This window comes from Pseudomonas khavaziana (genome assembly GCF_036704165.1).
GTDB lineage: Bacteria > Pseudomonadota > Gammaproteobacteria > Pseudomonadales > Pseudomonadaceae > Aquipseudomonas > Aquipseudomonas khavaziana.
Genome location: NZ_CP129946.1, coordinates 3,500,194 through 3,518,894, shown reverse-complemented (window position 1 = coordinate 3,518,894; position 18,701 = coordinate 3,500,194). Strand labels below are relative to the sequence as shown.

Genomic DNA, 18,701 nt, shown 5'->3' with positions numbered 1-18,701 from the left:
TCTTTCCCTGTCGGCGAGGAAAAGCCGCCGCATGAAAAAAAGCTGTATGCATATACAGTATTTATGGGGTATGGTTGTCTCGCTGTTGAGGTAAACACGGAAGACTACTAGCCCGATATGATCGGGCCTTTCATAACCAAGGAAAAGAAAATGAACAACACAACCGAAATTCCTACTAGCCAAACCGAATCCCCTGAAGCTCTCAGCTTGGAAGTAGCTGCCGTTGATCCGCTTCCCGCTGATACTGAGATCAGCACGCCTATTGGATCAGCTCCTCTCGCTGAGCTTGTGCGCATGCAGGCAATGTTTAAAGCCGAGTCGATTCGCAGAAACGCTGGCTGCCAGCCTTGGGTAACCCTGGGCCCGACGGACCCGACAAAGGTGGGTGTGACTACTGACCCGCGTACAGCTTCGCCTGTTATTTCAATCACCTCTCAGGCATCCGCTTCAGCTCTGGCGGCTAGCGGTACCGGGACCCAGGCCGACCCGTATGTAATCAAAAATAAATCCATTACCTTTGCGAGCGGGAAGCCAGCCTTTATCTTCAATGATCCGGCGGCGACCTATCACGTACGCTTTTTCAACGTGCAGGCCTCCGGCGTAACGAACGGCTCTGCTGCGATCAACTTTGTCGCGTTTGGCACTCCTATTGTGTTTGAGCGTTGCAAAATTGCAGGTGGCAGCGGGACTGCAGACGAAGTGATGGCCAACATCAGTTCCGGTACGTTGGAAATGATTGGTTCCGAGATTTCCGGTCTTTCCAACTACTGTTTTGTTGGTGCCGGTCAGCTCTCCAAAAAGGTCAAGCTTACTGACTGTATCGTCCGAGGGACTGCAAAAAACACCGCTACAAACGGTGTCTTTTATGCTTACGGCTCAGGCGCTTTCGAAGTCGAAATCTATCGTTGCGCCTTTACTTCGAGCCATTTCCATTGGCACGTAGGTAACGGCTGGACCATCGATTACACGAATGTTCGCGACACCGTTATCAGTGGCTGCAATGTTGGGATTGGTGACCTCAATTACCTGAAGCCTGGTGGCAATATTGGTAGCCAGCTTCCGAATATGATTCGTAACAGTCATTTCAAAAACGTTCGCTTTACCTACACGCCAGGTGTCACCAAAACTGCCGCCTACGGCAATGGTGCGGACAACTGCATTTTTGAGAACTGCTCGTTCGAAGGTAACGTGGCTGATCGGCGCCTGTTTGAGTGGCGCCGTACCAGCAACGTCACTGTTTTGCAGTGCTTCTTCCAAAAGGCTGAAGGTTCGAACTCGGCCGGCAACGAAGTATGTGAGTTCTGGGAAACATCTGGACTTCTGGTCAAGGAGTGCTGGACAGATGGGGCGCCTGAGGACTGCTACGAGCTGGTCACGTCCTACGGCAACAACAAGTTCATCGATAACGTTGGAGACAACGTAACCGGGCAACTTGTTGATATTTTCGGCGTGGGTAGCTATGACGTCGAGGTCGACGGTGTCTATGGCGACTGCGGTGATGCTGCGGTGTTGATCACTGATGTGAACTACGTTCGAGTCAAAAATGTGTTTGTTTTGCAAACCGGTTCAACTGCATATGGTTCTGTGGTTCTTGAGCGCCGTAATGCAGCACCAGGTGCAGCGCCCAAGGGGTGCGTCATTACCGGCTTCCTTTCGCTCCCAGAAGTTTCTAGCCAAGGCGCACCGTTTGCGATTGATACAGCGCAAGCCCCAATCCCTGGCGGCATTGGTGAGAACTTTGCTACTTGGTGGGAGGATGGCGAGCTGAAGTTTTATGGTTCGCCAGCCCTGGCACGCATGACGCTTCGTTAAACACAACCCGCTCAAAGTGAAATAAGGAACCCTGCTTCGGCAGGGTTTTTTATTAGCCGATCTTGGAGAAAATTATGTCGATCACTGAGCAGCAACTGCTGCAGATCCTCCCGAACGCCGGCCGTAGTGCCGGCGTTTTCATTCCTGCGTTAAATACGGCCATGAACCGGTATGCCATCGTCAATCGTCTGCGCATCGCCGCCTTCATCGCCCAGGTCGGTCATGAGTCAGGCCAATTGCGTTATGTGCGTGAGATATGGGGGCCAACCGCGCAGCAGGCCGGCTATGAAGGTCGCGCCGACTTGGGCAACACCGTGAAGGGTGACGGCTTCAAGTACCGTGGCCGTGGCCTAATCCAGATTACCGGGCGTGCGAACTATGCGGCGTGCGGCGAGGCCCTGGGCCTGGACCTGGTCAATCAGCCCGAGCTGCTCGAGCAGCCGCAGTACGCCGCCATGTCGGCGGCCTGGTTCTGGTCCTCCCGTGGGCTGAACACCCAGGCGGACCAGAGCGATTTTCTGAAGATCACCAAGCGTATCAATGGTGGGACCAACGGACTGGTTGACCGTCAGGCGCTGTACGACAAGGCGTTGAAGGTGCTGGCATGAGCGGAACAGGATTCACCAGGCTGTCGCGGGTGCTGGCCAAGGCCAAGGAGGGCGATCTCTTCTTCGAGTGCCCAGGTTGCGAAATGGTGCACGGCATCTCTACCGGAAGTGGGCCTGGCCCGCGCTGGGGTTACAACGGCAACGCCCAGGCACCGACCTTCACGCCGTCGGTGCTGGTCCGATACAACTGGTCGGACGGGCCAAGGGTTTGCCATTCATTTGTTACGGACGGACGCATTCAGTTTTTGGGCGATTGCACGCACAAACTGGCGGGCCAAACAGTTGATCTGCCCGACTGGGAGGATGAGCGATGATGACGCCCGGGCAGATCCTGGCCGCGATTGTGCTGGCAATGGTAATCAGCGCCGCCGGCACTTGGCAGGTTCAGGACTGGCGCATGGGCGAAAGGCTCGCAGAACAAGCGGGCCTTCACAAGGATGACCTGGCAGCGATCAGCAGTGCTGCTGCCGCCCGAGCTCGCGCCGATCAGGTCGAGCGCCTAGCCCTGGAGCAGAAGCTTTCCGGCCAGGACCAACAACATTCTAAGGAACTCTCCGATGCCCAACGCAACCAGGCTCTTCTGCGCGATCGCCTTGCCACTGCTGATGTGCGGCTGTCAGTCCTCATCGAGGATCCAGCCAGTGGCTGCAACTTGCCTGCCGCCCCCATCTCCTTCGGCGTGGTTCATGCAGCCCGTCGAGCCCAACTTGACCCAGCGCATGCTCAACGAATTATCCGTATCACCGATGACGGGGACAACGCCATAATTGCCTTGCGTGCTTGCCAGGCGTATGTCAGGGCTATTGTGCCCTAGCCAGCCCCAGCCTTTCCCTAAAAGAAATCTGCTTCTCGCTTGTATAAGGTGCTTGACGTTGTGAGGTCTGCGACCTTCCTGCGCATTTCGCCGCTTCAGCACCTCGCTGCTAAAGATAGCCTGATAACTCGCTGTTTCTGTCCTAGACCTCCAAAAGCGTCTGGCTGCTGCAGAATACATCCTCCCGGGCTTTGCGTAGTTGCAGGTACCGTTCCTGGATCTCGTCCTCAAGCAGGCAGCAGCGCTGGCGGTACATTTCTAGGGCCGTGGGGAGGCCAAGCCACCCGAAAGTATCTTCATCTATGTTCATGGCTGGGAAATCCGAAAGCTGTATGTACGCACAGCATTCGAGGTTTCATGATGGCGCGATTTGAGCCGACGAGCAGTAGGGGCTTGCGACTATTCCGACTCCATCAGCACGGCGAGAGTCATTTTGATGAACTCTTCGTTGTGCCCGATTGTGAAAAGTGCGCCGCGTACGTTGTCCGCCACTTCGGCTGAGCCACGCTGCTCAACCCAATTTGACAGTTCGAGGATGGATGCTTCGAGGGCTAGTTGGTTTTCGTAGAGTTTGAAAAGCAGCGAAGGGATTAGGTCTGGGTACGGCATCGTTGTTCCTCCATGGAGCGAACAGAGTAGCAAGCAAATGATTGGGTTGGGAATATCGGTCGGCAGGACGCCGGGGGGGAGGGGGGGAAAACAGTTCCTAAACAAAGTACAACCCGAACTCTTTGTGATCTCTAGAGCACAAAAAATCGTATCAGTTTCGGAAATGATCTGGCCGCGAGCCGCAGCCTGCCTGCATCTCCCGTACTGATTGCAACGCCGATTCGATTCCCACCTCGACATCCACTCAAAAAAAAACCGTAGATTAATGATCTACGGATTTTTTATTGAGCGCGAAACCTGGGAGCTGGGGGAGGTGAGGTCGGAAATAGTAGTTTGGGCCCGTTCATGCTGATGGCAATAGGCCTGACGAGCAATCTACTCACTCAGACAGCTATGGTTTAATTTTCGGCAACTTAATTTTATGGGCAGGGGGATGGATTGCATCAAGAATGTCTTCGTTGGTATGGCCTTTACGAAGCAAGCTAGCAGCAAGCTGCATTTCGACCAGCGTCAAAGGTCTACCGAGCTTTTCCGACAACCACTCGATTAGGGATTGAAAGTTTATACCGTGTATAAAGTCTTCTACCGAAATGAAAGGAAACTGCACCCAGAGCGCTAGCTCAAGATCACTGAGTTTCCTTCCGATTTGGCCCTCAAGCTCCTGTATTTTCTCTAGCGTTAGCTGAGTCATGGCTCATTCTCCATATGATAAGGGGAGGCAATTATAGCCCTTGTGATCATAAGCCGAAACGAAAATTAGGGCTGAAAATGAGGTCATAGTTTTCATATGTAGGGTTTGTTGCGGCCCAGTTGGACTGTTCTGTGAACGTTTCAAAAATCCGTTCCGCAACTCGATGACCAAGCGGTAGCCGGCTTGCGTTCTAGCGGGTGCAAAATTATAGGGGTTGCGGTATTTATTTTAATTCAAGCTGTTGATTAACAAGAAATTTATTATGGATTGCAAATCCGCCTACGCCGGTTCGATTCCGACCTCGGCCTCCACTCTTGGAAACCCCGTAGATTAACGTCTACGGGGTTTTTTATTGGCTAATGCTTTTCATGGGCTCGCCCTCGCTGTCGTTGGCTTCTATAAGAATGCCACCGTGGCGCGTAGACACCCCGGCTTGGGCGAGCCCATCCAATTACCCTTGACCCTCCCACGGGCCGCTCAGGCACGGCAAGCGAGGCGCCGTCCTTTGGGGAGTCCTCGCGTCTGATGGGCGAATACTGAGCACAAGGCGCAATTATAAGTGGAAGTGGCCCGCAGCCTCCGGCTGGTAAAGCACTTTCTTGATCTCAATCCGGCGGGTCCGATCAGAAATTCGCCACTCGATGGCGTCCCCCTCCTGATAACCAAGGATGGCGGCGCCTATGTCGGAATACACGGAATGCTTCCCTGCGTTGTTGTCCGCGTCTTCAGGGTAGACCAAGGCCACTTCGAACTCTTCGTCGTCCAGTTGCAGCAACGCCCTAGAGTTCATCGTGATGACATTGCACGCCACCTGCTGCGGCTTGACGACAATGGCTCGCTCAAGCTCATGTTCGAGTTCAACAACCGCGGGGCCTTGCTCGAAAGCGATTAGTTCCTCGAGCCTGGCCTTGTCGATTTCAGTGATGTAAATCCTAGCGGAGTCGCCACCGGCTCCTTCGCGCAAGAACTGGAAATAGCGGGCCGCCGTCATGGAAAACGACTTCAATGTCGGCGTTTCGCTCTCAAGCATAAAGCCGCTGCGCAGAAAGGCTTTCAGGGAGCGCGAGTTGTCCGGGTGGATCTTGGCGATGAGTTTCTCGGCCCGCATGTCGAGGAAGGCCAGTTTCATGCCTTCGCGGATCGTACGGGCGCCTAGGTTTCGGCCCCATTTGTCGCTGTCTCCGATGACCAGGACTATCTCGCAATTTGAATCGGTCTTGACCAGACGGACAAAGCCCACCGGGGCGTCATGCCGGTCATAGGCCATAAAGAATCTGCCGTCCCGGTTGAATAGATGGGTCAGGATCGGCAACTGAGTCCGATCAACGGCTTGCTCGATGGAGCGGGAGACATGACGCGAATCGCTCAGGTAGCAGGTGACGCGCTCATCCTCTAACCAATTCATCAATGTCAGTGCATGCGCCCGAGTAATTTCAGGACACAGCGAAATGAAAGGCTTGTTCATCTTAACCACACTTATTTGTAAAGGATTGAAGCCCTTCATGGATATGGTCATGGCGGTTCTTCGGCAACCGGATATTTTAAGACATGCCGCGAGTAATGGCGAATGTCCCAGAGAGTTCCAGGAGGCCACTGCTTACCAGGGGGGGCGGAACTGTTTAGTCAACTATTTGTGAGAAGGAAAAATCAGCGGATTGCGAATCCGCCCACGCCGGTTCGATTTCGACCTCGGCCTCCACTCTTGGAAACCCCGTAGATTAACGTCTAAGGGGGTTTTTATTGGCTAGGATTTGATGGTCGCTTCCATTGATTGCTTGTAAGGTCTCAAAATGCCGATTTAGCCGCGCGTTCATCCTGCCGGCGCAGGATAACGCCCGTACTCATCAAAGCTGACAAGGTAACCATGAAACAGAACATTCTTCTTGTGGCCGTTTGTGCTGCACTGATCCAAGGCTGTACCGCCACCTCCAAAAGCCATGAAGAGTCACCTTCCATGCCCACTGCTACCTCGGCGGCTATAACCCAGCCAGCCTTATCCGCTTACTACTGGAGCCTGGTCTCGGCGACTGATGCTTCGGGTAAACCTCTTGTTGCTTTAAGCAAAGGCATCGAGCGCAAGTTGCGCGTTTCCTTCGGTGAAAAGAATCTGAACATCAGCGGTGGCTGCAATGGCCAGTTCGGCGGCTATCACTATCAGGGAGGGGTTTTAAAGGTACAGCCACTGGCCTCCACGCTTATGGCTTGTGACAAAAGCCTGATGGATCTCGACGCCCAGGTAGCTCGACTGTTCAAGGGTGACCTGCGCACCGTCATCACTGGCGATAACACGCAGCCAATGTTGCAACTGACTACGGTGGACGGCTCGGTGCTCAAACTGCAGGGCGAGCCTACTGAGCAGACGCGCTTCGGTAGCAAGGGCGAGGTCAAGTTCCTGGAGGTGGCGCCCAAGACTGTCAAATGCAGTCACCCGATGATTCCTGAGTATCAGTGCTTGCAAGTGCGCGAGCGCCGCTATGACGACGCTGGCCTGCAACTTCCGCCCCAGGACCCATGGCACCCGCTGTATCAGTCTATTGAAGGTTTTGAGCATCGTGATGGGGTGCGCGCGGTAGTGCGGGTCAAGCAATACGAATGGAAGAATCCGCCAGCAGATGCGCCTTCGACGGTCTACGTGTTGGATCTGGTAGTCGAGCAGGACGCTTCCGGGGCTGATAAGTAGGGAGAGCCAGGGCAGGTCGGTGTGCGCAAGTCGATTCCGACCACAGCCTGCACGCTTGGAAACCCCGTAGCTGGATGTCTACGGGGTTTTATTGCCAGCGTTTATCGAGTGTCCCGCAATGTAGAAGGCTGTGCGCGGCGGGAGCTAACGCTTGAGCCCCATGCATGCGTCGTAGGCGTCTTTGCTTCTTTCGAGGTTATTCAATAGCTCCTGGCGACGAGCGCCTTTAGGGGAATACACATCAAGGCCCGACATCGCCAGGCTGTTCTCCAGATGTGTAATCTCTTCCCTGTAGGGCGCGCAGCGCTTGTCTGCAGCCACCAGGGCTTTATAGGCTTGTGCTTCGGATTGGGAGTTGAGCGCGGCCTGGCTCGCAGAGGTCAGTTGCTTTTCAGTCTCATTGAACCGAACTTCTTTTTTGGCCAGATCTACTTCAGCCTTTCGCAGAGAGTCTGCCAATTGCTTGTTGTTCAAGCGAGCGGCGTCCAGCTCCTTGCGGGCCTGCGTCAATGAGTCGTTTAAATGTCTTACGTCGCTTCGCAGCTGGCCGCGGTCTTCTACAACCGTAAATGCGTAGATAGCCAACGTTATGAAAGCGGCAAACCATGTTCCGTCCTTGAGCAGGCCCCAGCGCGACGGCTTGACTGGATCGGGGTGGTCGTTTTTCAGTTGGCGCATATCAAATTCTCCTGTGTTGTCGCTTGAGCCTTCGCAAGCTCTACCGCAGCCGCTATAGCCGCACGGGCCTGAGGGCTGTTCTTCCAGCACGTAGACCTCAATGCGGCACAAGCATGCGTCAGGATATCCGCCACTTGCGACTTTCCGAGTACCTCCATCGAGTCAATACCCATTTGCTCCAGCCGTGCGATCACGGTAGGACCAACGCCTTTGAGCGCAAGCAGCGCGGTTCTTTCTTCCAATGAAAATGGCACTTGGAAATTCCTTTCTCCATGGGTGAACAATCTGAGCGGGCTACCATCAGCCAGCCGCTAGCACCATTTTGACACATTTTCGACGAGTGACATGTCTGGATCAAGGGTCTCAGCTCGACTGGGGTTGTCACACAAGCAGTTGCCGACTACCCTGAAAATGTTTGAATTATTACAAACAATTTCGGTTTGGCTATTTTTCAGTCAAGCGACTTCAGGATGAGGAACGAAAAATGTTTTCACATGAAGGTACCGCATTAGAGCTATTGACCCTGGTTTTTGGTGTGACGGGCGTGCTTTTGATTGCCTGGTTTTTTCACCATCAATATGAGCTCAGGGCGCGCAAGCGTGTAAAAAAACAACATGCTCATCATAAGCAAGCCACGACTCAAAATCACTGATTGCCCGTAAACCTGCGCCAGTCATTGCGGCTGGCCTCAGGCCTGTGATCCGAGGCGTGGCGTCATCCATTGGCTTCGGATCTACTGATCCTCTGTGCTTTGACTTCATTGGCATAGGCTTCAAGCCTTTGCTGCTGAACAGTGAGTAATGCGCAGACCTTCCTTAAAGCAACCGCATCACTTGAATGTCCGCCAGCGGCCAATGCTGTCAGCTCCACCACGGACCAGCCGATAACAGCGCTGGCGTCTTCAAGGTCGTAGAACAATTCCTGTTGCGCAGTCCTGGGGCCGTCGAGGTCTTCTATCAAAGCGTTCACTCTGGTCTGTTTGGGTTAAAACGAATAAATGCGTAGGGCATGATATTCATCCTGGTGGCTAATGTTTTTAGCCTGGCGCGAATAACAGGCAAAGAAAAGCCCGCGATGGGGCGCGGGCTAAAAGGAGTTCATTAAGGAGCTGAAACCACCATAAATGCTGGTCTGTGAAAGGTTTGTGAAACCCATCGCTGATCTGCGTGAACACAAGTGAATATCGACCTCCAAAAGTGTATGCCTCGATCTCTCTCCAGCTGTACCGGGCGATGGGCGCCACAACCCACTACCGTCGCTGACATACCATTGTCGCTTGGATACCGCGCCTCATGTTGATGTCTACCAGCTTGTTGTCAGCCTTTGTGCTTTTTGCCTTCGTGTCTTCCATCACCCCTGGCCCCAACAACACCATGTTGCTGGCGTCGGGGGTGAACTTCGGGTTTCGTCGCTCGATTCCTCACGCCTTGGGTGTCAGCATAGGGTTCATGTTGCTGGTGATTTGCGCGGGGTTGGGCCTGGGGGAAGTGTTCAAGCTGTTCCCGTGGGCGTACACGCTGCTGCGCTATGTTGGCGCCACCTATCTGCTGTACCTGGCGTGGAAGATTGCTACCGCTGGTGGGGTATCGGACAGTGATAGCGAACAGCACAAACCGATGACGTTCCTGGGTGCGGCGGCTTTCCAGTGGGTTAACCCCAAGGCCTGGATCATGGCGTTGGGTGCAATCACCACCTATGCGCCGGCCGACGGCTACGCCACTAATGTGTTGGTGATCGCCGTGGTGTTTGCCGTGGTCAACCTGCCAAGCGTGTGTGTATGGGTCGGTTGCGGTAGCGGCCTGCGCAATGTGTTGCGCGAGCCGCGCTGGCTGCGGATGTTCAATTGGTCCATGGCTGGGTTGCTGCTGTTGTCGTTGTATCCGATGCTTTTTGTGGGCTGATTCGGGCTCAGACCGGCGAAATAGTCGCCAGCAAGCCAATGCCGATGGTCAATACCAAAAAACCGAACAGGAAAATTGCCATTTTGGTCATAAGGCCTCCGAAGGGCGGGGAACGACAGGGATGTCGGGATGGCGCCTATTGTCCGCCTGGGACGGCGTTCAATACAGGTGCAGATGACAGAGAAAAAACCGTATCAGATAGTGCCGCAGTAGCTGGGCTGCGGCTTTTGAAGCAACTTGGATTTATCAATATCAGGGACGCCGATTGAGACAGTGACAGCGTTTGCCCCTAAGATAGCGCCCATTGCATCAACAATAAGAGTGGGCCAACCCTCGATGGAAAGACGCCAGTTCAGCGGTGGCATGCAAGGCAAGAACCTGCGCTACCTCAATGACAAAACCCAGCAAGCAACGCCGGTCACCCGCGTCGGTTTCCTGCTGCTCGAACACTTCTCCCTGCCGGCCTTCACCCAGACCCTCGACACCCTCGTAACCGCCAACCTGCTGCGCCCCGAGCTGTTTGCCTCGCGCACCTTCGGCTGGGGCGAGGGAGAAGTGATCAGCGACCTCGGGCTGGTGATCCGACCCGATGCGAATCTGGAGTTGTCGGCGCTGCAGGATCTGGACCTGCTGGTCATCTGCGGTGGTTTCCGTACCGAGCTCAAGGCCAGCGAACCATTCATTCAACTGTTGCGCAGCGCTGCGGAGGCGGGCATTCGCCTTGCCGGTTTGTGGAACGGTTCCTGGTTTCTCGGTCGCGCCGGGCTGTTGCAGGGCTACCGTTGCGCGATCCACCCTGAACACCGTCCGGCGCTGGCGGAAGTGTCCAAGGGCGCCCAGGTCACCAGCGAGCCCTATGTGATCGACCGCGATCGCCTCACCGCATCGAGCCCCTCCGGCGCCTTCCATATGGCCCTGGACTGGATCAAGAGCCTGCATGGCAAGGCGCTGGTCGAAGGCATCGAAGACATCCTGGCGTTCGAAGAATCACGCTACCGCCGCATCAAGCCAACAGAGAACGTCTGCGTCAGCGCGCCCCTGCGCGAAGTGGTGAAGCTGATGGACGCCAACCTTGAAGAACCGCTTGAACTCGATCAGCTCGCCGTCTACGCCGGCCGCTCCCGCCGCCAGTTGGAGCGCCTGTTCAAGGAGCAACTGGGCACTACGCCGCAGCGCTACTACATGGAGCTGCGCGTCACCGAAGCGCGCCGCCTGTTGCAGCACACCGAGTTGTCACAGGTGGATGTACTGGTGGCATGCGGTTTTGTTTCGCCCAGTCATTTCAGCAAATGCTACAGCGCGTACTTCGGCTATCGCCCCTCCAAGGAGAAGCGATTGGTCAAGTAGCAGGACAGCGCCCGCCCTTGTGTTTCGGGATCAGTTGTCTCAGAAACGGTCCAGTCGATAGGGCTGTAACTCAGGCACTGACTCTCCTGCCACCAGTTGCCCGATCCTTTCAGCCGTCACCGCCGCCTGAGTCAGCCCCAGATGCTGATGACCAAATGCAAGCAGCACCTTGCCCTCGCACACCCGGTCAATGATCGGCAGCGAGTCGGGCAGGGACGGCCGAAAGCCCATCCACGGTGTGGCGTCACCCGCGTTCAGGTCGTGACGAAACAGGCCTTGGCTCAAGCGGTGCAACTGCCAGGCCCGTTGCATATTCGCCGGGCGGTCGAGGCCGGCGAATTCGACCGTTCCGGCCAGGCGCAAGCCGCCGGTCATGGGCGTCATGATGAACTTGCGTTCCAGCGAGGTGACGGCGAAGGGCAGGCGCTGGTGTTCGTGGGGCAGCATCAGGTGATAGCCGCGCTCGGTGTCCAGCGGTACCTGTTTGCCTGTCAGGGCCGCTGTGAGTTTGGCCGAGTGGGCGCCGCAGGCGATCAGCACTTGGCGCGCCGTCACTACGCCTTGATCGGTCATCAGTGAAACACCGCTATCATCCAGGCGCCCATCCAGAACACGCTGCTGGAGAAATTGCACACCTTCGGCCTTGGCCGCATTCACCAGTTCGCCGACCAGGGTATAGGGGTCGAGAAAATGCCCGGTACTGGGGAAGAACAAACCACCTTGTATGGCGTCGCTCAATTGCGGCGCGACCGTACGCACCGCCTCGCCGCTCCAGAACTCCACGGCTACGCCTTGCTGGCGCATGCGTTGCTGCAGCGCATCCAGGGCGACGCGGGATTCGGCGCGCTCAAACACCAGCAACGAGCCGTCTTCGCGCAGCAGTTGCGTTTGCCCAATGGAATGCAGCAAGCGCTGCCACGCACCCAGGCTGCCTTTATTCAATGCACGCAGGCCGGCCACGGTGCGCTGGTAGCTCGCCGGTCGCAGGTTCAACAGCAGGCGAATAAACCAGGGCAGAGCGCGGGGCAGGTAGGCCCAGTCCAGCCGTAGCGGGCCCATGGGGTTCAGGAGCATGGCCGGCAAGCGCTTGAGGATCGACAGGTCGGCGATGGGGAATACCTGTTCCGTCGCCAGGTGACCGGCGTTACCATAGGAGGCGCCCATGCCCGGCGCCTGCGCGTCGATCACCTGCACCTGCCGACCTTGGCGCGCCAGCTGCAAGGCACAGGTGACGCCGATGATGCCGGCGCCGACCACCACAATGTCTGCTTGATTGGGCTCGGCCATGGCTAGGCTTCTCTCTGGCCGTCGAGCAGGCGTCGTAACCCTAGCGGGTTGTCGTGCCCGAGCGCAGCGGGCAGCAGGGCATCCGGGAAATCCTGATAGCACACCGGGCGCAGGAACCTGTGGATCGCCGCCGTGCCCACCGAGGTGCTGCGCGCATCCGACGTCGCCGGGAACGGCCCGCCATGCACCATCGCATCGCAGACTTCCACGCCGGTCGGCCAGCCGTTGACCAACAGGCGCCCGGCCTTGCGTTCCAGTACCGGCAGCAGTGCGCGGGCCTGTAGCAGATCCGGCTCATCCAAGTGCAAGGTCGCGGTGAGTTGACCTTCCAGGTGTTCGGATACCTGGCGCACTTGCTCGACATCGCGGCATTCCACCACCAGCGAGGCGGCGCCGAAGACCTCGGCTTGCAGATGTTCGTTGCTCAGGAATGCCTGGGCCTGGGTCACGAACAGGTGGGCCTGGCCTTGATTTGGCCCGGCGGCCGCCAGGCCCTTGGCGGCGCCTTGGGCGTGCTGGGCTAATGCACTCACGCCGGTTTCGTAGGCGCTGAACATGCCCGGGGTGAGCATGGTCTGGGCCGGGCAACGTGCAAGCAGATCACTGGCGCCCTTGATAAAGCGGTCCAGGGCGCTACCTTTCACGGCGATTACCAAGCCGGGGTTGGTGCAGAACTGGCCGGCACCTTGGGTCAGTGACGCGACAAAGCCTTCGGCCAATGCTTCAGCCCGTGCTTCAAGCGCGGCAGCAAACAGGTAGACCGGATTGATCGAACTCATTTCCGCATATACCGGAATCGGCTCCCGGCGTGCCTGGGCGGCCTGGCACAGCGCGACACCGCCACTGCGCGAACCGGTAAAACCTGCGGCCTTGATGCGCGGGTCGGTCACCAGGGCGATACCCACCTCGTTACCCGCGCCATAGAGCAGTGAAAACACGCCTTCGGGCAAGCCACACTGTTTGACCGCCTGCGCAATGGCGCGGCCCACCAGCTCGCTGGTGCCAGGGTGGGCGCTGTGGGCCTTGACCACCACCGGGCAACCGGCAGCGAATGCCGATGCGGTATCGCCGCCCGCCACGGAGAAGGCCAGGGGGAAGTTGCTGGCGCCAAACACTGCGACCGGGCCCAGGGCAATATGGCGCTGGCGCAAGTCGGCGCGGGGCAGCGGTTGGCGCTGGGGTTGCGCGCTATCGATCCGCACGTCGAGCCATTCACCCAGGCGCACGGTGCGGGCAAAGGCGCGCAACTGCCCGCAGGTACGACCGCGTTCGCCTTGAATGCGTGCGCGGGGCAGGCCGGTTTCGGCGCTGGCGCGTTCGATCAATTCATCGCCCAGGGCTTCGATGTTATCGGCAATGGTTTCAAGAAACCCGGCGCGGTCTGCCAAGGTTGTTTCGCGGTAAGCATCAAAGGCGGCCCACGCCAATGCGCAGGCCTGTTCGACCTGCTCGCCGTCGCCGCCGGTGTAGGCAGGCTCCAGTGGCGTGTCGGTGGCGGGGTTAATGGCGCGGATCGCATCGCGATGGCCGCAAAGGGATTGCTGACCGATCAGCATCTTGCCTGTCAGAGTCATGGGGCATCCTGGAAAACAGAGGGGGTTGTAGGAGCAAGCTTGCTCGCGAAAAAAGTGCATATAACGCGTTCATTCAGGATGAACGCGTTATCGCTGACGACCTTCGCGAGCAAGCTCGCTCCTACAGAAATTCAAGCGACGTTCTGTTCAGCCGACCAGTTGGCATACCACTGGCGGAACAACGCGTACTGCTGCTCGGCATATCGACGCTGGGCCTCGCTGAGCACATCGGTTTCGTTGAAGTGCAGGGCGTATCCCTGGTCACCGTTGAGCACCATCAGGTGCTTGTAATACAGCACCAGGTCGCAACCTTCGTCGAACGATGACAGCACCGCCAGTGCGGCTTCCAGCTCGCGGGCCTGGCGACGGGCTTTGGCATCGCCCTTGGCAGCTTTTTTGCTCAGGGCCACCAGCTGCAAGACTTCCCGTGGCAGCGCGTTGCCGATGCCGGTGATTGCGCCGGTGGCGTTGCAGTTGACGAAACCGTGCACCACCTGGGTGTCGACACCGACCATCAAGGTTACGTCGTCGTCCTGGGAGGTGATGTTTTCTGCGGCGTAGCGCAGGTCGGCGCCGCCGCCAAACTCCTTGAAGCCGATCAGGTTCGGGTGCTCGCGACGCAGCTCGAAGAACAGATCGGCGCGGGTGGCGAAGCCGTAGTAGGGGCTGTTGTAGATCACGGCCGGCAGGTTGGGCGCAGCATTGAGGATCGCCGCAAAGTGAGCCTTTTGCGCGGTGACCGAAGCCCCACGGGACAGCACGCGGGGAATCACCATCAAGCCATGGGCGCCGACCTTGGCGGCATGGGCCGCGTGGGCCACCGCCTCGCGGCTGTTCACCGCGCCGGTACCGACGATGGTCGGCACGCCGGCCGCAACCAGGCGCGCCACGCCTTCCTGGCGCTGTGCCTCGGTGAGCAGCGGCCAGTCGCCCATGGAGCCGCAATACACCACTGCGCTCATGCCGATATCGATCAGCTCGCGGCCCTTGGCGACCAGCGCGTCGAAGTCCGGCTGGCGCTCGGCGGTGCAGGGGGTCATCAGGGCGGGCATGCAGCCGGTGAAGATGTTGTCGCTCATGGTGCTAACTCCATTCAGGTCAATAAAAAACAGGTTCAAATGCCCCAGGCAAACGGGTCCTGCTCGTCGATCAGCAAGGTGCTGTCGGCGGTCATGTAGGCGCGGCCGGAGATGAACGGGCGCACACGTTCGCCGTCCCATTCATAGCGGCCCTGGAACTGGCTGCCGGTGATGCTGGCTTGTACCCAGGTGTCTCCTGCAGCAAGTTTGCCGTCGGCGGCCAGGCAGGCGAGCTTGGCGCTGGTGCCGGTGCCGCAGGGTGAACGGTCGTAGGCTTTGCCGGGGCACATGACGAAGTTGCGGCTGTCGGCGTGGTCGTCGTCAGCGAACAGTTCGATATGGTCGATCAGCGCGCCATCGGCGCCGTGAATACCCTGGGCCTCAAGGGCCTTGAGCATTGCCCAGGTGTAGTCGGTCAAGGCCTCCACGTTGTCCATCTGCAACGCCTGGCCGTGGTCCGAGACCAGGAAGAACCAGTTGCCGCCCCAGGCAATGTCGCCCAGCACCGTGCCATGCCCAGGCACCTGCACCGCTACCTGCTGGCGGTAGCGGTAAGCTGGCACGTTGCGCAGGGTCACGTTGCCGTCCTCGTGCAGGGTGGCCACCACCGGGCCCACGGGCGTGTCGATGGTGTGCACACCCGGGGCGACAAGTCCGAGGTAATGCAGCGACGCCATCAGGCCGAGGGTGCCGTGGCCGCACATGCCGAGGTAGCCGGCGTTGTTGAAGAAGATCACCCCGCAGGTGGCGCCCGGCGTGACGGGCGCGCAATACAGCGCGCCGACCAGTACGTCATTGCCCCGTGGCTCCAGCAGGCAGGCGCGGCGCCACCGGTCGTGGTGGGTGCGCAGGTGTTCCAGTTGCTCGGCGATGGAGGCGCCGAGCAACTCAGGGAAGCCGCTCATTACCAGACGCGTAGGTTCGCCGCCGGTGTGCGAGTCGATCACGTGCAGCCGTTTCATAGAACGCTCCATCAGTGGGTAGTTGGGGACAGTGGGGCGCGGTAAGGCGCATCGCTGACGGCTTCGCTTTCGTCGTCTTCGTGTTCCAGGCGCACCAGGTGGGCCGGCACGCCGGTGGCGGCGCCCCAGTAGTAGATGCCTAGGGCACAAGCCGCCACGACCAGGGTGTCAAACGGGTGGCTGATCACGCCGATGCCGCCAAAGCTGCCGAGCTTGGAGAGCAAAATGGTCACGGCGTAGAAGCCGATCAGCCAGGCCGACGAGCGCACTTGTTGTTTGAGATTCAAATGCGCGGTCGGCACCCAGCGTGCGCACAGCAGGTACACCACAAACATCAGGATTTGCAGGCCCAGCAGCCAGGACACCGTGCTCCAGCCCGACCAGTACACGATCAGCGCGGCGATGATGAACGACAGCGGGCCCAGCACCGCCATGCCCTTGACCCGGAACGGGCGCGCCATGTCCGGCGCATTGCGGCGCAGGGCGGCGACGGTCACCGGGGCCACGGCGTAACTGAGGATCAGCGCCGCGGACACCACGTTGATCAGCGCTTCCCAGGACGGGAACGGCAGGGTCCAGAACACCGACAGGCCAAAGGTCAGCCATAGCGCCGGGCGCGGGATGCCGGACTTTTCATCAATGCGCGTGAAGATCTTGAAGAAGGTCCCGGTCTGCGCCCAGCCATACACCACGCGCGGGGTGGCGTTCATGTAGATATTGCCGCAGCCGCTGGGGGAGATGACCGCATCGGCCACCACCAGGTAGGCCAGCCAACCCACGCCCAGGGCCAGGGCGATATCGCGATAGGGCAGCGCCAGTTCCTTGCTGATCCCGGCCCAGCCATTGGCGAGCATTTCGGTGGGCACGCCGCCGAGAAACGCGGTTTGCAGCAGCACATAGATGGCAGTCGACAGCAGCACCGAGAGAATCAACGCGATGGGAATGGTGCGCTGCGGGTTCTTGACTTCGCTGGCCACCGAAATGATCGGCGTCAGCCCCAGGTAGGCAAAAATCACCCCGCCTGCCGACACTGCCATCTCAATGCCTGAGAGGCCGAACGGGGCAAAGCCGTGCATCTGGAAATTCGCCGGTTTGAAGAAAGTGAACAGCACGCCGATCACCAGCAACGGCACGATGAACTTGAACACGCTCACCAGGTTATTGGCGATGGCAAAGGTCTTGACGCTGCGGTAGTTGAGGACAAAGAACAGGCACAGCAGCGCGAACTGCACCAGCCAGCCAAGGGTGGTGGGGTCGCTGGAGCCGGCCTTGGTCAACTCCGGAAACCACGCTGCCGCGTATTGGCGCGAAGCAACCACTTCAATCGCCACCAGGCTGGAAAACGCGATCAGCGTGATAAAACCCATCAGGTAGCCCAGCAGCGGGCCATGGGAGTACACCGGGTAGCGCACCACGCCACCGGCGCGGGGCAGGGCGGCGCCGAGTTCGCAGTAGACGATGCCCAACAGCAGTACGGCGAAACCACCCAGCAACCAGGAGAAAATCCCTGCCGGGCCGGCGATGGCCGACACATGGCTGGCGGCGAACAGCCAACCCGAACCGAAGATGGCACCCAACCCGATAAAGGTGAGGTCCGTCAGTGATAGCTGTTTCTTGAACTTGCCTTGGCCTGACATAGCGGCGCCTTCTTGTGAGTTATTGGATAGGCATGCAGTGGCGCTATCGTGAACTCATCGACATGGCGGCGATTGATGTTTTGCGTGGGGATGGATGACGAATTCAGCACAGTTTGACGCGCTCGACAGCGCCTGGCGTATGGCGCAACCTGCTCGTTGTAAAAATATAAAAAGGCAGTGATAGTCATGTTGCACAGCGCGTTTGCGAGCCTTTTCCAAGGCAGTCGACCCCACAGCATCGAACAGCTACTGAGCGGTGTAGAGCAGTTACTGCCGATGCTCGACGTGTTGCCCAATGCCGCGATTTTTATCAAGGACCTCGACGCCCGCTATGTGCTTGCCAACCGCACCCTGGTGCAGCGCTGCGGCCTGCGGCAGTTGCAACCGCTGCTGGGCAAGACCAGCGCCGAGGTGTTTCCCGCGCAGCTGGGGCCGGGCTATACCGAGCAAGATCGGCGTGTACTCGAGCAAGGGCTGGTGCTCGAAGACCAGCTTGAACTGCACCTCTATGGGACCCGCGAGCCCGGCTGGTGCCTCACGCATAAATGGCCGCTATACAACCATCTCGGCGCGATCATCGGCCTGGCCGGGATTTCGGTCGACCTGCAATCGGCCAGCGAAACCCACCCGGCCTATCAACGCCTGGCGGCAGTGGACGAACACATCCGCACCCACTTCAACCGCCGCGTGACCCTTGGTGAATTGACCCGTATCGCCGGGATATCCGTGGCGCAGCTGGAACGCTACTGCAAGCGCGTCTTCCACCTCACGCCGCGGCAAATGATCCAGAAAGTACGTCTGGAGCATGCCCGGCGGCTGTTGCATACCGACCTGCTGATTACCGAGGTGGCGCTGCAATGCGGATATACCGACCACAGCGCCTTTACCCGGCAGTTCAAGGCATTGACCGGGTTCACCCCCAGGCAGTATCGGCAGACAACGCCAGGAGACAAGACAGACGAAAATCTAGTGTGGGAGGGAGCTTGCTCCCGATAGCTGTGGGTCAGATAAACATATGCTGA

Annotated in this window: 20 protein-coding genes; 9 read left to right on the top strand and 11 right to left on the bottom strand. The window is 58.3% G+C overall.

Translation table 11 applies throughout. The features are described from left to right. The first annotated feature begins 150 nt into the window (after positions 1 to 150). The 4 genes from QYQ93_RS15515 (at position 151) to QYQ93_RS15500 (ending at position 3,234) form a co-directional block, all read left to right on the top strand. Positions 151 to 1,812, top strand: coding sequence for a hypothetical protein (locus tag QYQ93_RS15515; protein ID WP_103451392.1), 1,662 nt, complete (start codon positions 151 to 153; stop codon positions 1,810 to 1,812). Between the two features lie 74 nt (positions 1,813 to 1,886). After that, the gene (locus QYQ93_RS15510; RefSeq protein WP_338474956.1) at positions 1,887 to 2,420 is read left to right on the top strand and encodes a glycoside hydrolase family 19 protein; all 534 of its coding nucleotides are present in this window, start codon (positions 1,887 to 1,889) and stop codon (positions 2,418 to 2,420) included. Beyond that, positions 2,417 to 2,734: a DUF6527 family protein gene (locus QYQ93_RS15505; RefSeq protein WP_200645503.1), complete on the top strand. Its 318-nt coding sequence runs from the start codon at positions 2,417 to 2,419 to the stop codon at positions 2,732 to 2,734. The genes QYQ93_RS15510 and QYQ93_RS15505 overlap by 4 nt, the downstream gene beginning before the upstream one ends. Further along, on the top strand, positions 2,734 to 3,234 hold the full coding sequence (locus QYQ93_RS15500) for a lysis system i-spanin subunit Rz (protein WP_338477263.1): 501 nt from the start codon (positions 2,734 to 2,736) through the stop codon (positions 3,232 to 3,234). The genes QYQ93_RS15505 and QYQ93_RS15500 overlap by 1 nt, the downstream gene beginning before the upstream one ends. Positions 3,235 to 3,633: 399 nt before the next feature. Here the strand turns inward: QYQ93_RS15500 and QYQ93_RS15495 are convergent, their stop codons facing one another. The 3 genes from QYQ93_RS15495 to QYQ93_RS15485 form a co-directional block, all read right to left on the bottom strand. Then, positions 3,634 to 3,843 carry a hypothetical protein gene (locus QYQ93_RS15495; protein WP_200645502.1) on the bottom strand — a complete coding sequence of 70 codons (210 nt, stop codon included), beginning with the start codon at positions 3,841 to 3,843 and terminating at the stop codon, positions 3,634 to 3,636. 391 nt (positions 3,844 to 4,234) lie between these two features. Next, complete coding sequence (locus QYQ93_RS15490) at positions 4,235 to 4,534, bottom strand: hypothetical protein (protein WP_200645501.1); 300 nt, start codon at positions 4,532 to 4,534, stop codon at positions 4,235 to 4,237. Between the two features lie 553 nt (positions 4,535 to 5,087). After that, positions 5,088 to 6,050, bottom strand: coding sequence for a bifunctional GNAT family N-acetyltransferase/nucleoside diphosphate kinase regulator (locus QYQ93_RS15485; RefSeq protein WP_200893563.1), 963 nt, complete (start codon positions 6,048 to 6,050; stop codon positions 5,088 to 5,090). A 348-nt stretch (positions 6,051 to 6,398) separates the two neighbouring features. Here QYQ93_RS15485 and QYQ93_RS15480 point away from each other — a divergent pair, with 348 nt between their 5' ends. Beyond that, positions 6,399 to 7,214 carry an META and DUF4377 domain-containing protein gene (locus tag QYQ93_RS15480; RefSeq protein WP_338474955.1) on the top strand — a complete coding sequence of 272 codons (816 nt, stop codon included), beginning with the start codon at positions 6,399 to 6,401 and terminating at the stop codon, positions 7,212 to 7,214. Between the two features lie 144 nt (positions 7,215 to 7,358). On the opposite strand, the gene QYQ93_RS15475 is transcribed toward QYQ93_RS15480, so the two are convergent. Both QYQ93_RS15475 and QYQ93_RS15470 read right to left on the bottom strand, forming a co-directional pair. Next, positions 7,359 to 7,892 (bottom strand): hypothetical protein, encoded by a 534-nt coding sequence (locus QYQ93_RS15475; protein ID WP_338474954.1) that lies wholly within the window; start codon positions 7,890 to 7,892, stop codon positions 7,359 to 7,361. Further along, entirely contained in the window at positions 7,880 to 8,146 is a 267-nt protein-coding gene (locus QYQ93_RS15470; protein ID WP_338474953.1) for a helix-hairpin-helix domain-containing protein, read from the bottom strand. Before QYQ93_RS15470 ends, QYQ93_RS15475 begins: the two co-directional genes overlap by 13 nt. Positions 8,147 to 8,376: 230 nt before the next feature. Here QYQ93_RS15470 and QYQ93_RS15465 point away from each other — a divergent pair, with 230 nt between their 5' ends. Continuing rightward, positions 8,377 to 8,544 (top strand): hypothetical protein, encoded by a 168-nt coding sequence (locus QYQ93_RS15465; protein ID WP_164486649.1) that lies wholly within the window; start codon positions 8,377 to 8,379, stop codon positions 8,542 to 8,544. A 62-nt stretch (positions 8,545 to 8,606) separates the two neighbouring features. On the opposite strand, the gene QYQ93_RS15460 is transcribed toward QYQ93_RS15465, so the two are convergent. Further along, entirely contained in the window at positions 8,607 to 8,861 is a 255-nt protein-coding gene (locus QYQ93_RS15460) for a hypothetical protein (protein WP_043047685.1), read from the bottom strand. A 323-nt stretch (positions 8,862 to 9,184) separates the two neighbouring features. On the opposite strand from QYQ93_RS15460, the gene QYQ93_RS15455 reads away from it, so the two are divergent. Beyond that, positions 9,185 to 9,793: a LysE family translocator gene (locus tag QYQ93_RS15455; protein WP_043047684.1), complete on the top strand. Its 609-nt coding sequence runs from the start codon at positions 9,185 to 9,187 to the stop codon at positions 9,791 to 9,793. 363 nt (positions 9,794 to 10,156) lie between these two features. Further along, the gene (locus QYQ93_RS15450) at positions 10,157 to 11,140 is read left to right on the top strand and encodes a GlxA family transcriptional regulator (protein ID WP_043047779.1); all 984 of its coding nucleotides are present in this window, start codon (positions 10,157 to 10,159) and stop codon (positions 11,138 to 11,140) included. Positions 11,141 to 11,179: 39 nt separating this feature from the next. On the opposite strand, the gene QYQ93_RS15445 is transcribed toward QYQ93_RS15450, so the two are convergent. The 5 genes from QYQ93_RS15445 to QYQ93_RS15425 form a co-directional block, all read right to left on the bottom strand. After that, entirely contained in the window at positions 11,180 to 12,427 is a 1,248-nt protein-coding gene (locus QYQ93_RS15445) for an FAD-dependent oxidoreductase (protein WP_338474952.1), read from the bottom strand. Between the two features lie 2 nt (positions 12,428 to 12,429). Continuing rightward, positions 12,430 to 14,001, bottom strand: coding sequence for an aldehyde dehydrogenase (NADP(+)) (locus tag QYQ93_RS15440; protein WP_338474951.1), 1,572 nt, complete (start codon positions 13,999 to 14,001; stop codon positions 12,430 to 12,432). A 131-nt stretch (positions 14,002 to 14,132) separates the two neighbouring features. Continuing rightward, positions 14,133 to 15,080, bottom strand: a complete 948-nt coding sequence (locus QYQ93_RS15435; protein ID WP_043047681.1) for a dihydrodipicolinate synthase family protein — start codon at positions 15,078 to 15,080, stop codon at positions 14,133 to 14,135. Between the two features lie 35 nt (positions 15,081 to 15,115). Next, complete coding sequence (locus QYQ93_RS15430; RefSeq protein ID WP_043047680.1) at positions 15,116 to 16,042, bottom strand: 4-hydroxyproline epimerase; 927 nt, start codon at positions 16,040 to 16,042, stop codon at positions 15,116 to 15,118. Between the two features lie 11 nt (positions 16,043 to 16,053). Then, entirely contained in the window at positions 16,054 to 17,679 is a 1,626-nt protein-coding gene (locus QYQ93_RS15425; protein WP_338474950.1) for an APC family permease, read from the bottom strand. Positions 17,680 to 17,865: 186 nt separating this feature from the next. On the opposite strand from QYQ93_RS15425, the gene QYQ93_RS15420 reads away from it, so the two are divergent. After that, positions 17,866 to 18,675: an AraC family transcriptional regulator gene (locus tag QYQ93_RS15420; RefSeq protein ID WP_043047678.1), complete on the top strand. Its 810-nt coding sequence runs from the start codon at positions 17,866 to 17,868 to the stop codon at positions 18,673 to 18,675. Positions 18,676 to 18,701: the final 26 nt, after the last annotated feature.

Bases quoted from the DNA above. Each gene is read 5' to 3' on its own strand.
- QYQ93_RS15515 (WP_103451392.1), top strand. From the start codon at position 151: ATGAACAACACAACCGAAATTCCTACTAGCCAAACCGAATCCCCTGAA.
- QYQ93_RS15510 (WP_338474956.1), top strand. From the start codon at position 1,887: ATGTCGATCACTGAGCAGCAACTGCTGCAGATCCTCCCGAACGCCGGC.
- QYQ93_RS15505 (WP_200645503.1), top strand. From the start codon at position 2,417: ATGAGCGGAACAGGATTCACCAGGCTGTCGCGGGTGCTGGCCAAGGCC.
- QYQ93_RS15500 (WP_338477263.1), top strand. From the start codon at position 2,734: ATGACGCCCGGGCAGATCCTGGCCGCGATTGTGCTGGCAATGGTAATC.
- QYQ93_RS15495 (WP_200645502.1), bottom strand. From the start codon at position 3,843: ATGCCGTACCCAGACCTAATCCCTTCGCTGCTTTTCAAACTCTACGAA.
- QYQ93_RS15490 (WP_200645501.1), bottom strand. From the start codon at position 4,534: ATGACTCAGCTAACGCTAGAGAAAATACAGGAGCTTGAGGGCCAAATC.
- QYQ93_RS15485 (WP_200893563.1), bottom strand. From the start codon at position 6,050: ATGACCATATCCATGAAGGGCTTCAATCCTTTACAAATAAGTGTGGTT.
- QYQ93_RS15480 (WP_338474955.1), top strand. From the start codon at position 6,399: ATGAAACAGAACATTCTTCTTGTGGCCGTTTGTGCTGCACTGATCCAA.
- QYQ93_RS15475 (WP_338474954.1), bottom strand. From the start codon at position 7,892: ATGCGCCAACTGAAAAACGACCACCCCGATCCAGTCAAGCCGTCGCGC.
- QYQ93_RS15465 (WP_164486649.1), top strand. From the start codon at position 8,377: ATGTTTTCACATGAAGGTACCGCATTAGAGCTATTGACCCTGGTTTTT.
- QYQ93_RS15455 (WP_043047684.1), top strand. From the start codon at position 9,185: ATGTTGATGTCTACCAGCTTGTTGTCAGCCTTTGTGCTTTTTGCCTTC.
- QYQ93_RS15450 (WP_043047779.1), top strand. From the start codon at position 10,157: ATGCAAGGCAAGAACCTGCGCTACCTCAATGACAAAACCCAGCAAGCA.
- QYQ93_RS15445 (WP_338474952.1), bottom strand. From the start codon at position 12,427: ATGGCCGAGCCCAATCAAGCAGACATTGTGGTGGTCGGCGCCGGCATC.
- QYQ93_RS15440 (WP_338474951.1), bottom strand. From the start codon at position 14,001: ATGACTCTGACAGGCAAGATGCTGATCGGTCAGCAATCCCTTTGCGGC.
- QYQ93_RS15435 (WP_043047681.1), bottom strand. From the start codon at position 15,080: ATGAGCGACAACATCTTCACCGGCTGCATGCCCGCCCTGATGACCCCC.
- QYQ93_RS15430 (WP_043047680.1), bottom strand. From the start codon at position 16,042: ATGAAACGGCTGCACGTGATCGACTCGCACACCGGCGGCGAACCTACG.
- QYQ93_RS15425 (WP_338474950.1), bottom strand. From the start codon at position 17,679: ATGTCAGGCCAAGGCAAGTTCAAGAAACAGCTATCACTGACGGACCTC.
- QYQ93_RS15420 (WP_043047678.1), top strand. From the start codon at position 17,866: ATGTTGCACAGCGCGTTTGCGAGCCTTTTCCAAGGCAGTCGACCCCAC.